Origin of the sequence: Acidaminococcus nyctereutis, assembly GCF_052216985.1 — a bacterium.
Lineage (GTDB): Bacteria > Bacillota > Negativicutes > Acidaminococcales > Acidaminococcaceae > Acidaminococcus > Acidaminococcus fermentans_A.
On sequence record NZ_JBQOUY010000027.1, the window covers coordinates 18,134 to 33,134 of the forward strand.

The 15,001-nt window shown below is 54.0% G+C and carries 12 protein-coding genes, 3 tRNA genes and 1 other annotated feature; all 15 genes read left to right on the plus strand.

Translation table 11 applies throughout. The features are described 5' to 3' along the window. Positions 1-37: 37 nt before the first annotated feature. The 15 genes from ACTUHY_RS10775 to ACTUHY_RS10845 all read left to right on the plus strand — a co-directional run bounded on the left by ACTUHY_RS10775 (position 38) and on the right by ACTUHY_RS10845 (position 14,798). Entirely contained in the window at positions 38-2,269 is a 2,232-nt protein-coding gene (locus ACTUHY_RS10775) for a hypothetical protein (RefSeq protein WP_442827714.1), read from the plus strand. A 72-nt stretch (positions 2,270-2,341) separates the two neighbouring features. Next, positions 2,342-2,535, plus strand: a binding site (T-box leader). A 36-nt stretch (positions 2,536-2,571) separates the two neighbouring features. Then, entirely contained in the window at positions 2,572-3,594 is a 1,023-nt protein-coding gene (gene pheS, locus ACTUHY_RS10780) for a phenylalanine--tRNA ligase subunit alpha (protein ID WP_442827715.1), read from the plus strand. 17 nt (positions 3,595-3,611) lie between these two features. After that, a complete protein-coding gene (gene pheT, locus ACTUHY_RS10785; protein WP_442827716.1) occupies positions 3,612-6,050 on the plus strand; it encodes a phenylalanine--tRNA ligase subunit beta in 2,439 nt (812 codons plus the stop codon). 119 nt (positions 6,051-6,169) lie between these two features. Next, the gene (locus ACTUHY_RS10790; RefSeq protein ID WP_442827717.1) at positions 6,170-7,630 is read left to right on the plus strand and encodes a nicotinate phosphoribosyltransferase; all 1,461 of its coding nucleotides are present in this window, start codon (positions 6,170-6,172) and stop codon (positions 7,628-7,630) included. Between the two features lie 13 nt (positions 7,631-7,643). Continuing rightward, positions 7,644-8,183 (plus strand): nitroreductase family protein, encoded by a 540-nt coding sequence (locus tag ACTUHY_RS10795; protein ID WP_442827718.1) that lies wholly within the window; start codon positions 7,644-7,646, stop codon positions 8,181-8,183. Between the two features lie 111 nt (positions 8,184-8,294). After that, on the plus strand, positions 8,295-8,924 hold the full coding sequence (locus tag ACTUHY_RS10800; protein WP_442827719.1) for a GntR family transcriptional regulator: 630 nt from the start codon (positions 8,295-8,297) through the stop codon (positions 8,922-8,924). A gap of 430 nt (positions 8,925-9,354) precedes the next feature. Next, the gene (locus ACTUHY_RS10805; protein WP_442827720.1) at positions 9,355-10,638 is read left to right on the plus strand and encodes an L-cysteine desulfidase family protein; all 1,284 of its coding nucleotides are present in this window, start codon (positions 9,355-9,357) and stop codon (positions 10,636-10,638) included. 31 nt (positions 10,639-10,669) lie between these two features. Beyond that, positions 10,670-12,064: a YfcC family protein gene (locus ACTUHY_RS10810; protein ID WP_442827721.1), complete on the plus strand. Its 1,395-nt coding sequence runs from the start codon at positions 10,670-10,672 to the stop codon at positions 12,062-12,064. Between the two features lie 17 nt (positions 12,065-12,081). Continuing rightward, entirely contained in the window at positions 12,082-13,257 is a 1,176-nt protein-coding gene (locus tag ACTUHY_RS10815; RefSeq protein ID WP_442827722.1) for a M20 metallopeptidase family protein, read from the plus strand. 130 nt (positions 13,258-13,387) lie between these two features. Beyond that, a complete protein-coding gene (locus ACTUHY_RS10820; RefSeq protein WP_442827723.1) occupies positions 13,388-13,579 on the plus strand; it encodes a ferredoxin in 192 nt (63 codons plus the stop codon). Positions 13,580-13,652: 73 nt separating this feature from the next. Further along, positions 13,653-13,729, plus strand: a tRNA-Asp gene (locus ACTUHY_RS10825). Positions 13,730-13,731: 2 nt separating this feature from the next. After that, a tRNA-Gly gene (locus tag ACTUHY_RS10830) sits at positions 13,732-13,806 on the plus strand. A 1-nt stretch (position 13,807) separates the two neighbouring features. Next, a tRNA-Trp gene (locus tag ACTUHY_RS10835) sits at positions 13,808-13,881 on the plus strand. A 268-nt stretch (positions 13,882-14,149) separates the two neighbouring features. Then, a complete protein-coding gene (locus tag ACTUHY_RS10840) occupies positions 14,150-14,407 on the plus strand; it encodes a DUF4417 domain-containing protein (protein ID WP_442827725.1) in 258 nt (85 codons plus the stop codon). Between the two features lie 121 nt (positions 14,408-14,528). Continuing rightward, positions 14,529-14,798: a hypothetical protein gene (locus tag ACTUHY_RS10845; RefSeq protein WP_442827724.1), complete on the plus strand. Its 270-nt coding sequence runs from the start codon at positions 14,529-14,531 to the stop codon at positions 14,796-14,798. Positions 14,799-15,001 lie beyond the last annotated feature (203 nt).

Genomic DNA, 15,001 nt, shown 5'->3' on the forward strand with positions numbered 1-15,001 from the left:
GATATGGTATACTGTAGAAAAAGGGGGAGGGGATACCATGGCAGTGAAAAAGAGGGCACTTGGCTGGGAGTTGAAAACGGACCTGGAAAACTATGGCCGGGTAACGGGGAAACGGCTGGCAGAACAGCTGGAACGGCTGGAACAGCGGGCAATCAAATTCTTGGTCCTGCAGCCTTCCCGTATGATCGGAGAGACTGCTTTTTTGCAGGCATCCTACGAATATGATCCCACTGAGGGGATGTCTTATGGAATTGAATTCGGATTCCGGCTGAAAGATGGGAAAATTATGATCTTGCGAAATTATCCAGCTCCCCAGTCTCAGTTGGAAAAAATCTTTGAGGAATATTTTACAGTCCAGAGGGTTCCAAATTTCACTGGATGGCTGTTCGTCAATATTTTCAATCCAGTTCCCTTTGTGGGGAGAGGGCAGCTGCACTGGAATTTTCCTCCCCAGTCCTTCCAGGATACCCATACTTTTGTAGAGGCTGTCCATGCTTACAGTCCCGGAAATGCAGGAAACTGGCATCCGGAATTTACTGCTGTGGCGTATCCTGTATGCTATCTGGACCTGGTGTGCTGTGATAAAGAGGAGCCCCATCTGCAGGAGAATGAAAAACTCATCAGGAAAGAAGAAATTCCGGGAAGTCCTTATTCTCGTTTTACCATAAAGGCACGGCTCAAGGCGGAAAATAAGGAGGCTTTTACCGAAGGGGAACTGCTGAAGGCTGTCCATAACCAACTTGCCGGGCGGTATACAGGGATCTGGAAGGATACGTTTATCCTGAAAAGAACAGGAGCTGAAGGGGATGGACCGCTCCTTTCTTTTTACCGGGGGCCTTTTGGACGGCGGGCCATGGGTATTGCCTCTTCCGGGGAACAGTCCCTGTATCAGAAGATCCATCAGGAGCTGGAGGAAAAGGGGAGCCTGTTTCCTGATTTTACCTTGCGCCCTCCCAAGGAATCCCAGGAATATACTTTCATCGATGGGTTCCTGGATGGGGGCGGGTATCACCACGCCTATGTTCCTATGCCGGTGCCGCGGCCTTTGAAGAAAGTCTTCCGGCTGGCCAGCCAGGGAGATGGGGTGGCAGCAGAAAACTGCCTGAAGGCATTTTTTGCTGATCCGGATGAAATCCTCCTTCCTTATATGGATGCGCTCGGGTCCTGGCTCTACCGGCACCAGGACGCTTTGGATGTGCACAATCTGCTGGATTTTGCCTGGAATCTCATGGAACGTTCTGGAGAAATCGAATGTATCAAAACGGCACTGTTCTTGACAGCCCAGAGCCGTCATCCTTGGGAGGAAAAAGACAAAGAGAGGCTCCGGGAGCTGGGCCAGGCCGATGAATTCACTTTCCATGTGCTGCGGAATATGGAAAATTGGGAGAACCGGGATGCAGAGATCTTCCGATTGGCCCAGAAAGTCCACGGCTGGGGGCGGATCTTTGCGGTCCATCAGCTGCAGCCATGCAATGAAGAAGTCAAGGCCTGGCTCCTCCATGAAGGCATCGACAACATCATCTTACCGGAATATTCCTCGTTGGAAGCTGCCCAGAAAATCAACTTGACCGAGGTGGTCAGGAACAGCCAGCCGGACAGCGCAGATCTGCTGGATGCCGGAAAGATCCTTTGTTCCATGATCAAAGGTGGTCCTGTCCCGGGTATCGAAGCCTATCATGGGAAAAAGGAACTGCTCCGCAGCTTCCTGGAGAAAATCGGCAAAGCGGAACCCGACGGCACCTTGTATCAGATGGCTTTCTACGTCCAGCAGTATGCAGAACGGACCCACAGAAAGAAAATTGTGCAGCAGGCGGAACAAATCCTCCAAACTCCTGTTTGCCTGAAGTATCTCCAAAAGCAGCAGGAACAGGGGAATCTGGTTTTCCTGGCTGCCATGGAAGGATTGGACGCTGCCCAGGGAGCCAAGATTGCTTTCCGCAGAGACTGGGAGGCAAATTTCCACCTGCTGCATCTGTTGGATAAGACAGCAGATATCCAGGAAATGGCAGATTTCTTTGTGGAAAAAGTCGCCGGAGGGAAGGAGAACTGTCTGGACGGCCAGATTTTTCTCAATTTGGAAATGGAGGCCTATCAGACAATCCTCCAGGTGATTGACGAAAACCAGGTGGATATCGCCGAGGAGAAACTGCTTCAGTTCGGCCTGACACTGCCGGGAAAGAGCTGCAAAAAATTGACCCGGGCCCATATTCAAAGACTGAAGGAGCAGGGACGCTTAAGTGAACAGCTGGAACAGGCTGCCGCTTTATAAGGTACTGAAGGGAGCCAGCTGCCCCCTTGCCCCCTTTCTTCAACTGTGTTATAATATTTCCATTCAATTCCATACCTTGCTATGAACAGGAGAGTACGCATTTCCGGAGGTCACAGAGAGTGGGGAGCAGGTGGGAGCCCCGCACGGAAAGGGATGGGGAAGTTCACCTGGGAGCAACCGGACTGAACGGAGTAGGCCCGGCGCTGGCTGCGTTATCGGCTGAATGAGTGAAAAATAGGGTGGTACCGCGAACCTTCGCCCCTTGTGGGGACGGAGGTTCTATTTTTTTAGGAGGCGTGAAAATGAGCGACAAACTGCAGGAACTGCGGGAGAAGATCCAGAAGGATCTCAGCGAAGTCAAAAGTGTGGAAGATCTGAAGAATATCCGGGTCCAGTACCTGGGCAAGAAGGGGGCCCTGACCTCCATTCTCCGGAGCCTGGGAGACGTGGCCGCAGAAGAACGGCCCAAGATCGGCAAGATGGTCAACGAAGTCCGGGCCAAGATGGAAATGCGGATCAACGAACAGATGAAGTTGCTGGAAGCCCATCAGATGGAAGAAAAACTGGCCAGCGAGACCCTGGACTTCACCCTGCCGGGACGGAAACCGGCCCTGGGCCATCTCCATCCGGTGACCCAGACCCTGCGGGACATCAAGAAAGTCTTCATGCGTATGGGGTTCGAAGTGGAAGAAGGACCGGAAGTGGAAACGGACTATTTCAACTTTGAAGCCCTGAACCTGCCCAAGGACCATCCGGCCCGGGATATGCAGGACACCTTCTACATCACTGACGATATCCTGCTCCGGACCCAGACTTCCGGGGTCCAGGCCCGCACCATGCAGAGCCGGGAACCCAACACTCCCATCCGGATGATCTGTCCGGGCACCGTGTACCGGAACGACTACGATGCCACCCATTCTCCTATGTTCCATCAGGTGGAAGGCCTGGTGGTGGACAAGGACATTTCCCTGGCGGACCTGAAAGGGACCCTGGAACTGTTCTGCAAGGAAATGTTCGGGGACAGCGTGAAGATCCGGCTGCGGCCTAGCTTCTTCCCCTTTACGGAACCTTCCTGTGAAGTGGACATCAGCTGCGTCATGTGCGGAGGCAGGGGCTGCCGGGTGTGTAAGAACTCCGGATGGCTGGAGATCCTGGGGGCCGGGATGGTGCATCCCAATGTGCTGCGGATGAGCGGCTACGATCCGGAAAAGATGAAGGGCTTTGCCTTCGGGATGGGCGTGGAACGGATTGCCATGCTGCGCTACGGCATCGACGATCTCCGTCTGTTCTTCGAAAATGACCTGCGGTTCATCCGTCAATTCTGAGTGGGAGGCAATGGACAATGTTAGCTTCGATTAATTGGTTGAAACAATATGTGGATATTCCTGTGACGCCGGAAGTGTTGGCGGATAAACTGACCCGGGTGGGACTGGAAGTGGAACAGGTGATCCATCTGGGGGAAGGCCTGGAAGGAGTCATCACCGGGAAGGTGGCCCAGATCGAACGGCACCCCGATTCTGATCATCTGTGGGTCTGCCAGATGGACCTGGGACAGGGGAAACTGGTCCAGATCCTTACCGGGGCCCAGAATGTGCACCAGGGTGACAGGGTGCCGGTGGCGGTGGTAGGGTCCCATCTCCCTAATGGCATGACCCTGAAAGCCGCTAAGATGCGGGGCCTGGATTCCAATGGCATGCTGTGCAGCGCCGGGGAACTGGGCATTGATGCCAAATTGCTGCTGCCGGAACAGCGGGACGGGATCTTCATCCTGCCGGCCAATACGCCTGTCGGAGTGGACGTCAAACAGCTTCTGGGCCTGGATGATGTGGTGCTGGACATCGACCTGACTGCCAACCGGAGCGACTGCTTCAATATGCTGGGCCTGGCCCGGGAAACCGCTGCGGTACTGGGACAGAGCCTGCGCCTGCCCAAGCTGGCCACCCGGGATGAAGCCGCCGGCAGCGCAGCCGACTGTGCCAAAGTGGAGATCCAGTGCAAAGATCTGTGCACTCGGTTCGCCATGCGGATGGTGAAGGATATCCAGGTGACGGAGTCTCCAGAGTGGATGCAGAAACTGCTCCGGGCCGTGAATATCCGTCCCATCAACAACGTGGTGGACGTGACCAACTATGTGATGATGGAACTGGGCCAGCCCATGCACGCCTACGACTATGACACGGTAGCAGACCACACCTGGATCGTCCGCCGGGCTCAGGAAGGGGAGACCCTGGTGACCCTGGACGGCCAGAAACGGGAGCTGAATCCCAACATGATCGTCATCGCCGACCCGGAAAAAGCCATCGGTCTGGGGGGTGTCATGGGGGGCATAGCCACAGAAGTCACCGGCAAGACCGTGAACGTGATGCTGGAATCCGCCACCTTCTACGGTCCCAGCATCCGGCATACCTCCAAGGACCTGGGCCTGCGCAGCGAGGCTTCCCAGCGGTTCGAACGGGGGGTGGATACCATCCGGGATCATGATGCCCTGGACCGGGCCGTCCATCTGCTGGAAGAGATGGGTGCCTGCAAGGCCGTAGCCGGTGTGGTGGAAGACTATCCGGTGCCCCAGGAACCGGTGAAGATCAAGGCCCTTCCGGAAGCCCTGCGCCGGCGGATCGGCACGGAAGGAATCACCGATGCCCAGATGCGGTCCATCCTGGAAGGGCTACGGTTCCAGGTGGAACCTCAGGCCGACGGCAGCTGGCTGGTCACCGTGCCCACCTGGCGGAATGACTGTACCTGCGATGCGGACCTTTCAGAAGAAGTGGCCCGGATGTACGGCTATGACAAGATCCCGTCCACCTTGCCCCAGCTGGATATGGCCCGGGGCGGGCAGGCTCCTATCGAAGACGTGAAGGATAAGATCCGGAATTACCTGGCCGATGCCGGGCTGGACGAAGTGATGACCTATACCTTCATCAACGCCGGAGATTTCGATAAATTGGGGCTGGACGCGGACGACAGCCGTCGGCAGGCCATCCAGATCATCAACCCCATCAGCGATGATTTCCGGACCATGCGCACTACCTTGGTGCCCAGCCTGCTGAACACCGCTGCCTACAACCTGGCCCGGCAGAACGACCGGGTAGCCCTGTTTGAAGTAGGCCGGGTATTCTTGCCCAAGGCCCTGCCGCTGACGGAACAACCTGCGGAAAAGACCCGCCTGTGCCTGGTGCTGGCTGGCAAACGGAACGAACTGAACTGGACGGAAAGCAAGGAAGCTGTGGACTTCTTCGACCTGAAAGGGGACTTGGAAGGGGTGCTGGAAGTGCTCCAGGCCAGCGGGGTGATTTACGCCAAACCGGAAGAGAGATTCCTCCATCCTGGCAAGAGCTGTACGGTGCTCCATGACGGGAAAGCTGTGGGCTTCATGGGGGCCCTCCATCCCCAGGTCCAGGAACGGTTCGGCCTCAGCGGGGAAACCTTCGTGCTGGAACTGGATCTGAGCAGCTTCGTGGATGGGGCGGAACGGATCCCTCAGTTCACCCATATCCCGCAGTTCCCCAGCACCAGCCGGGATATCGCCGTGGTGGTGCCCAAGACCGTCAGCGCCGTGGACCTGATGGCAGAGATCCGCACCCAAGCCGGCCCGCTGCTGAAGGATGTGCGGCTGTTCGATGTGTACAGCGGCAAGCAGGTGAAGAGCGGCTGCAAGAGCGTGGCCTTCAGCCTGACCTTCCAGGATCTGGAACGGACATTGAAGGACAAGGAAATCAACGACATCATCAATCAGGTGGTGAAGAAAGTTCAGGAACGTTTCGAAGGGGTCCTGAGAGAGTAAATTAAGAAGGGGATGTTGCACGTCCTGTGCAACATCCCCCTTTTTAATTTATTTTTCCGAAAACGGACAAACTGTGGTACAATGGGTTACAAATAATGTACCTGGAAAGGTGGAGACCCATGAAACAATTTGACGCAAGGAATTTGTCCATGATGTTCGACTTGTACGAAATGACCATGGCCAATGGCTATTTTGAAGATAAAGAACGGGACCGGGATGATTATGTGTCCTTCGATGTATTTTACCGGAACAATCCGGATGACGGCGGTTTCGCCATCTTTGCCGGGTTGGAACAGGTCCTGGACTACCTGGAAAATCTGCATTTTTCCACAGAAGATATTTCCTATCTGCGGAGTCTCCACGTGTTCAGTGAGCCCTTCCTCCAGTGGCTGGAAACCTACCAGTTCCGGGGCAGTGTCTATGCCATGCCGGAAGGGAGCATCATCTATCCTGATGAACCTCTGCTCACGGTCTATGCCCCCCTCATCGACGCCCAGCTGGTAGAGACGGCCATCCTTTGCGAGATCAACCACCAGTCTTTGATTGCTACCAAGGCCCAGCGGATCGTCAAAGCCGCCCAGGGAAGGGGTGTCTCTGATTTCGGCGCCCGGCGGGCCCACAACATGGATGCGGCGGTCTATGGGGCCCGGGCTGCCTACATCGGTGGCGCCAACAGTACAGCAACGGTCCTGGCCGGGCAGATGTTCAACATTCCCGTGAGCGGGACCATGGCCCACAGCTGGGTCATGTACTATGATGATGAATACACGGCGTTCAAACGGTTTGCGGAAATCTATCCGGATAACGCCATCCTGCTGGTGGATACGTACGATGTACTGGATTCCGGGGTGCCCAATGCCATTCGGGTGGCCAAGGAAGTCCTGGAGCCCATGGGGAAGCGGCTGAAGGGCATCCGGATCGATTCCGGGGACCTGGCCTACCTGTCCAAGAAAGCCCGGAAGATGCTGGATGATGCGGGCCTGACCGATGCCATCATCGTCATGAGCAACTCTCTGGATGAATATACCATCAGCTCCATCCTGGAACAGGGGGGCTGCGTGGATTCCTTCGGGGTGGGGGAACGGCTGATCACCGCCAAGAGCGATCCGGTCTTTGGCGCAGTCTATAAACTGGTGGCCGTCCATAAAGACAAGGCTATCATCCCCAAGATCAAGATTTCTGAGACCTTTGAAAAAATCACCAACCCCGGCCGGAAACGGGCTTGGAGGGTGTACGATAAGACCGGCCATGCCATTGCGGACCTCCTGACCCTGCTGGATGAAGATCCCCGGGAGGTGAAGGAGTTCTCCTTTGTAGATACCCAGCGTCCCTGGAAGAAGATGGCTTTCCAAGACTGTACCTTCCGGGAGCTCCAGGAACTGGTCCTGGAAAAGGGCAAGCGGACCCATCCGTCCCCGTCCCTGGAGGAAATCCGCCGGTATGTGCGGCAGCAGCTGGATCATGAAATCTGGCCGGAAGAGCAACGCTTCAGCAATCCCCATACCCATTTCTTGGATATGAGTCCAAAGTATTATGCCATGAAGATGCGGTTGCTGGAAGATGCCAAGAAAGGCAAATAAGGAGGGAAAGCAGATGGCATTCTTTGACCTGTTGGCCAAACGGCGGAGCGTACGCCAATATACGGAAGAACCGGTGAGCCGGAAAGATCTGGAGAAAATCACGGAAGCCGGGCTGATGACGCCCAGCAGCAAGAATCTCCGCAGTACAGAACTGCTGGTGGTGGAGGATCGGTCTACCCTCCAGGCCCTGGCCCGGTGCAAACCCCATTTTGCCGATATGCTGAATGGAGCAACGGCCGCCATTGTGGTCATGGGACATCTGGATTCCCATGCCTGGGTGGAAGATGCTTCCCTGGCCCTTCTGGCCATGATGCTCCAGGCGGAAGAACTGGGGCTGGGGAGCTGCTGGGTGCAAGTGCGCCATATGGTTTCGGAGACCCTGGGAGAAGATGGACAGCCCTTGACTTCCCACCAGTATCTCCAACAGCTGCTGGACCTTCCTCCTGAAGTAGAAGTGGAAGCCATCCTGGCTCTGGGCCATCCGGCCCGGGAACTGCGGCCTCGGACTTTGGAAGAAGCCAAGCCGGAACGGATCCACTGGGGTAAATATTGAAGACGATCCAGCCGAGGGCAGCCGCCATCGCTCCGGCTGGATTTGTTTTATCCTTTTTCTAAAAGAGTGTATAATAAAAAACAGAGTACAGGGGGAAAGGAGGATGGCAGGATGAAGAAAAAATACTTGAAGGATATAGTATATGATGCCATCATGGAAGACATCTATGCAGGGGTCCATAAGCCTGGGGATATCCTGAACGAGGGAACCCTGGTGGCGAAATACCAGTGCAGCAAATCCCCAGTGCGGGAAGCCCTGATTGCCCTGTGTGAGAACCATGTGCTCCGGAACATCCCCCGGTATGGCTACGAAGTGACCCGGCTGACCATGGAAGATATCCGGGAAATGCTGGAATTCCGCTATTGCCTGGAGGGAGGGACGCTCCTAAAAAGGGGGGGCCGCATCACGCCCCGGCAGCTGGACGAGCTGGAGCAGCTGAACCAGGAATGCCTGCGGGACGATGTGACGCCCCGGGAACATTGGATGGCCAATCTGGCATTCCATGTGGCATTGATCCATGCCTGTGGGAACCATTATATCGATGAGCAGGTGAAGGGGTGTATGGGGCGGCTGACCCGGGCCTATGCCCAGTTCCGCTGGGGGATGGATCAGCAGGAACTCCACATGTCCTGCGACTGCCGGCACCATAAAGATCTCCTGGAGGCCCTGCGGGAGAAAAACTGTACCAAAGCGGTGAAGATACTGAAACAGGATTTGGAGGATTTCACTTTGTTGAAGTGAAAAAGGGGGTGTTGCATGAGCAACAGCCTCTTTTTGAGGTCTCGGGTCTCGAGTCGTGAGTCTCGAGCCGTTGGATAGAACCTGTCCCCATGGCCAGGTTCTTTTGAAGGTGTAGAACCAGTATCGTGCTGGATATAGAAACGAATATCTTATCGTTAGCAGATTAGGGTTTGTACATTCAAAAAATTTGCTTGCAAATTTCTCATTCGGCTCGAGACTCGAGACCCGAGACCGAGCCGCTATGCGGCTTATGAGACCGGGATGTTGCACTTCACATGCAACAGTCCCATTTTAATTGCTACTAAAGCACTATAAATTCAGAAAATTCTTGCTTTCTGATCATATTAGTGATATATTATAAATAAGAAAAATAACCCAAACAATTCCAGGGAGAAAAGGGGTAAGGAAGATGGCTTTGTCTGAAACACTCATGGAGAACTATACAAAGATCCTGCAGGAGGAACTGATCCCCGCAATGGGCTGTACGGAACCCATTGCCATCGCTTATGCAGCCGCCAAGGCGAAAAGCTATCTGCCGGAAGAGGTGGTCCGGTATGAAGTGGACTGTTCCGGGAACATGATCAAGAACGTAAAAGGCGTCACCGTTCCCAATTCCAACGGGCAGAAAGGGATCCCCGCGGCGGCCGCTTTGGGCATCTGTGGCGGGGACCCTTCCAAAGTCCTGGAAGTCATCGCCGGGGTCACCGATGCCCAGCGGGAAGCCTGCCGGGAACTGGTGGCCAAGGATGTCTGCGACGTGGAACTGGTGGAAGGGGTGCCCGGGCTGTACATCGATGTGAAACTCTGGGGGAAAACCCACAGCTCGGAAGTGATCCTTTCCGGGAACCATACCAATGTCTACAAGATTGTCCAGGATGGGAAGGTCCTTTATGACCAAAGCCAGGAAATCCAGGAAGGGAAGCAGAAAGGGGCCAACCGGAGCCTCATGTCCCTGGAAGGGATCCTGGAATATGCTTCCACCGTTGATTTGGAAAAAGTACGGGATGTATTAGAAACAGAAATCAAAGACAATGCAGCCATTAGCCAGGAAGGGCTGGATCATCCTTGGGGGACCCAGGTGGGGCGGACCATCCGAGAGACCATCGGGGACAGCGTCATGGCCCGGGCAGAGGCGGCTGCTGCGGCCGGGAGCGATGCCCGGATGAGCGGCTGCCCCAAACCGGTGGTCATCAATGCCGGCAGCGGCAACCAAGGCATCACCGTCACCATGCCCATCCTGGTCTACGCCAAAGAGTGGGGGCTTTCCCACGATGAGACCCTCCGGGCCTTGATCGTAGGGGATCTGATTTCCGTCTATATCAAGCATTATATCGGACCTCTTTCTGCTTTCTGCGGTTCGGTCAATGCCGCCTGCGGGGCGGGAGCCGCCATCACCTGGATGGCCACCCGGGATTACCAGCATGTGGCCAACACCATCACCAACACCCTGTGCAATGTGGGAGGGATGGTCTGCGATGGTGCCAAACCCAGCTGTGCCGCCAAGATCGCCGCTGCCGTCCATGCAGCCTTGATGGGCCACTATATGAGCATGCACGATCAGGTATTCAAAGAGGGAGAAGGCCTGGTGGGTAAAAATGTCGAAGAGACCATCAAAAATATCGGCTATCTGGGAAAGGTAGGGATGAAACAGACGGATATCGAAATCTTGAAGACCATGATTGGAAAAGTCGATGTAGATGCTGCGCTGCAATGAGCAGACGTATTTGTAACAGGAGATGGAAAAAATGGAAAAAAAGAAAGCGGGCACAATCAATGCCTTTGTCATCGTCTTTGCCGTCATCGTGGGCTGCTGGCTGCTGTCCTTCCTGATTTCTCCCGGCGCCTTTGAACGGACGGTCATGAACGGGCGGACCGTGGTGGTCCCCAATTCCTTCCACAGTGTCCCTAAGATCTATCTGGGGCCCCAGGCTCTGTTCCAGGCCATCCCCAACGGGCTGGTCTCCAGTGCCAGCATGATGTTTCTGGTCATGCTGGTGGCAGGATGCATCGAAGTCTATAAACAGACCGGTACCCTGGATAAGGCTGTAGCCGGCGTCCTGGCCAAATCGGATACCATGGGCTCTGAAAAGATCCTCTGCGCCATTATGTTCGTCTTTGGCTGCCTGGGTGGGTTCCTGGGATGGAACGAACAGATCGTCCCCTTCATCCCCATTGTGATCTCCCTTTGCCTGGCCCTGGGGTATGACCTGATGACCGGGGTAGCCTGTTCCGCCATGGTGGATATGATCAGCTTCTCTTTCTCTCCTACCAGTGTGTACACCGTGGGGATTTCCGATGAAATCGCCCAGCTGCCCGTGTTCTCCGGTTTCCTGTTCCGGCTGGTGCTGCTGATCATCGCCAATATCATTATGGCCATCTATGTACTGCGCTATGCCCGGGGTGTAAAATCGGGCAAACGGGCTTCTCTCACGGCAGATCTGGACGACAGCAAATTCCGGGTGGATTACAGCGATATTTTAAAGAACCCCTTGAATCAGCGCCAGAGCCTGTCCCTGGTCGTTTTCCTGGTCACTTTCGTGGCGTCCATCGTGGGGGTTTCTACCATGGGCTGGTCCATGAACGACCTTTCCGCCTGCTTCCTGTTTACGGCCATCGCTGCTGGGGTGATCAATCGGATCCCGGCCGGCAAACTGGTCAATGTGATTATCGCCGGGGCGAAAGACGGCCTGGCACCGGCCCTTGTCATCGGCCTGGCCAGAGGTATACAATGGATACTGACCGCTTCAGCCATCATCGACCCGATCATCAACAGCATCTCCAAACCGCTGATGGCCATGCCCAAATACCTGACTCCGATTGCCGTCATGATCGTCATTGCCCTGTTCAACGGACTGATCACTTCTGGGTCCGCCAAAGCCATGGCCTTGATGCCCATCCTGATTCCTCTGGCAGACCTGGTGGGGATGACCCGGCAGACCATGATCCTGGCTTTCCAGTTCGGGGATGGGCTGACCAACTCTGCCTGGTTCACCAGCGGCACGCTGCTGATCTTCCTGACCATTGCCGGCATTCCGCTGAAGAAATGGTGGAAGTTCGTGACACCGCTGCTGCTGATCCTCAGCATGGTCTGTGTGATTGCCCTATTGGTAGCAACAAAAATCAATTACGGTCCATTTTAATCAGGAGGCGTTGAATAATGGATGTAAAAGAAAAAGTCAATGGAATCCAGGAAGAACTGGTCGCTCTGCGCAGACATTTCCACGAGCATCCGGAAAGATCCTGGAAAGAATTCGAGACCCAGAAATACATCATGGAATATTTGGGGAAACTGGGGATCCCCTGCGTCAAAGCCTGCAAGTCCGGGGTGATCGCTACCCTCAAGGGACCCCATTCTTCGGACAAAATCATCGGGATCCGGGCGGATATCGATGCCCTGCCCATTACAGAATTGGGCACAGAAGCCTATAAATCCCAGAATGAAGGGACCATGCACGCCTGTGGCCATGATACCCATATCACCATCCTGCTGGGGACGGCCAAGATCCTGGCGGGAATGATAGACCAGCTGAAGGTCACTGTCCGTCTGATTTTCCAGCCGGCGGAAGAATTCATCGAGGACAGCGGGGCCTACTATATGAAGGAAGAACCCCTGGTGAAGGCATGTGACCGGCTCATCGCTCTGCATATCTGGAGCAAGATCCCTGTTGGCTGTGCTTCCCTGCGCTACGGCCCTGTGATGAGCGCTGCCGATACTTTTGATATCTATGTGGAAGGAAAGGGCGGCCATGGAGCCCTGCCTCATCAGACAATCGATCCTATCGTGGCCGGCTCTGAATTCGTCACCGCTCTCCAGACCGTGGTCAGCCGGGAAGTTAATCCCCTGGAACCGGCCGTGCTCAGCGTTACCAGCTTCCAGAGCGGCACCACGTCCAACGTGATCCCGGGCGAAGCCCATCTGTCCGGTACTGCCCGTACTTTCAACAAGGAACTGCGGGAAGCTTATCCTTCCATCCTGGAACGGGTGGCCAAAGGTGTGGGGACCGCAACCCGGGCTGCCATCCGGACGGAATACCATTTCGGGCCGCCTCCCATGATCAACGACGATGCCTGCGTGGACACGGGCCGGAGGGCCTGCGCCAAGGTATTTGACCAAGACAAGATCGTGGACTGGGAACTGCAGATGGGCGGGGAAGACTTTGCCAAGTATTACAACCCCAAATGCCTGCTGCTCCTGGGCGGCGGTTTTGCGGACGAAGCCAAACGGTATCCGCAGCACAGCCCGTATTTCGATATCGACGAAAAAGCCCTGGGCTTGGGCGTCCAGTATTTCGTCCAGTATGTCCTGGAATGGGAAAAAGAAGTATCTGAATAAAGTTTTTTGACAGAACGTTGTCATACCAACTGTCTGCAGCTCCCTTTTGTCCTATACTGGATCCAGAAAGAGCAAGGGAGGCGGCCCAAAGGACCGGCTCCCGGCTCCAAGAAAAAGGGGAGTGGAAAATATGAAATTCAAAGTCAATGAAACTTGCATCGGTTGTGGTTTGTGTGAAGGAACCTGCCCCGCTGTCTTCCATATGACGGACGCCGGCCAGGCAGAAGCCATTCCGGACGTTGTGCCTCAGGAAGAAGAAGCCAATGCCGTAGCTGCCATGGAAGGCTGCCCGGTAGGTGCTATTGAAAAGGTAGAAGATTAAAAATTCCCTTGACAATCTGGCAGATGTATCGTATACTAAACAAGTCGACAGCGCTAAGGAGCGTTACGACAACGGCCCAGTAGTTCAGTTGGTTAGAATGCCGCCCTGTCACGGCGGAGATCGTCGGTTCGAGTCCGTCCTGGGTCGCCAATGCGGAAGTAGCTCAGTGGTAGAGCATCACCTTGCCAAGGTGGGGGTCGCGAGTTCGAATCTCGTTTTCCGCTCCATAGGAGTATAGTTCAATGGTAGAGCAACGGTCTCCAAAACCGTCGATCTGGGTTCGAATCCTAGTACTCCTGCCAAAGACTTTGAAGAGGGTGTTGCACGTTGTATGCAACACCCTCTAGCTGTAGAGCCGCGTAGCGGTTCAAGTCAGGAGTCTTGTTTTTCAGGATTTCGACCTGTTGTCATGTATTACTAAATATCGTGTAATACACGAACGGATTCCCTATATTTTCCCTAACCGGAAAATATAGGGATATTTTTTATAAAAATAGGGAATCATACCCTGCAGAACAAGGCAGGGTGTGATTTTTTAGCAGGATATGCAGGTAAAGGTAATCCCCTATACTGTCCTGGGCGGAAGATGCCAGCTTTCAATTCTGCTTTGATGGGATTGAGCCCGGTGACACAGTTTCAGTTTCCACCATCGGAGTGAAGCGGGATAAAGAATCCATGGAAGTATGGAAAACTGGGATGGATGAAGCCATAAAGTGGCTGAAGCCGTCGGCCGTTGTGGTATACGGTGGGGATATCGGTTATAAATTTCCGTGCAAGGCGATTTATTTTGAAAATGTTGTTACGGAGAAGATGAAGAGTGGGCGGTAGGGGAGCCAGCGCTGGAATTAGCTTATCAGGGAAAGCCTATGGAACTGAGTACAGAAGTATATACAGATAAGAAAATATTAAATTTCTAGTGCAAAATTCAAAAGAGGCTGTAAAAACGCCAATGGAAACAAGAACTAGGGGAAGAGTCTACGTTACATTAGGGAGAAAATCTAAAAATCCAATTAGTATAACATACTATGATGGCAAGAATCGGCGCATGAAACAAATAGATCTAACTCATTATCACAATGGCAAGAAACCTCATGTTCATATAGGATATGTGCATGATGAAAACGGAAACAGAGGGTTGACGGCTAAAGAGAAAAGATTTGTTAAATATATATTAAAAATTTGGTATAATGAATATAAATCCGATGTGGTGCAGGCGTGAGCATACCTGAGAGATATCAGGAGACCCCGGTTGAAATCCGGGCGGGGATTAAGCAGAACCATTTTTATGGCTCTGCTTTTTTATGGTTCTTTGTCAAATGTTGGGGTAAGCTCCAATTCATCTACCACACACGGACGTGAGCGATTTTTGCTCATGTCTGTTTTTATTTTAATTTCACCATCGAAAGCAGTAAAATCCGAGAA

Excerpts from the sequence above, each read along its gene's own strand:
- ACTUHY_RS10775 (WP_442827714.1), top strand. The coding sequence starts at position 38 with ATGGCAGTGAAAAAGAGGGCACTTGGCTGGGAGTTGAAAACGGACCTG.
- pheS (WP_442827715.1), top strand. The coding sequence starts at position 2,572 with ATGAGCGACAAACTGCAGGAACTGCGGGAGAAGATCCAGAAGGATCTC.
- pheT (WP_442827716.1), top strand. The coding sequence starts at position 3,612 with ATGTTAGCTTCGATTAATTGGTTGAAACAATATGTGGATATTCCTGTG.
- ACTUHY_RS10790 (WP_442827717.1), top strand. The coding sequence starts at position 6,170 with ATGAAACAATTTGACGCAAGGAATTTGTCCATGATGTTCGACTTGTAC.
- ACTUHY_RS10795 (WP_442827718.1), top strand. The coding sequence starts at position 7,644 with ATGGCATTCTTTGACCTGTTGGCCAAACGGCGGAGCGTACGCCAATAT.
- ACTUHY_RS10800 (WP_442827719.1), top strand. The coding sequence starts at position 8,295 with ATGAAGAAAAAATACTTGAAGGATATAGTATATGATGCCATCATGGAA.
- ACTUHY_RS10805 (WP_442827720.1), top strand. The coding sequence starts at position 9,355 with ATGGAGAACTATACAAAGATCCTGCAGGAGGAACTGATCCCCGCAATG.
- ACTUHY_RS10810 (WP_442827721.1), top strand. The coding sequence starts at position 10,670 with ATGGAAAAAAAGAAAGCGGGCACAATCAATGCCTTTGTCATCGTCTTT.
- ACTUHY_RS10815 (WP_442827722.1), top strand. The coding sequence starts at position 12,082 with ATGGATGTAAAAGAAAAAGTCAATGGAATCCAGGAAGAACTGGTCGCT.
- ACTUHY_RS10820 (WP_442827723.1), top strand. The coding sequence starts at position 13,388 with ATGAAATTCAAAGTCAATGAAACTTGCATCGGTTGTGGTTTGTGTGAA.
- ACTUHY_RS10845 (WP_442827724.1), top strand. The coding sequence starts at position 14,529 with ATGGAAACAAGAACTAGGGGAAGAGTCTACGTTACATTAGGGAGAAAA.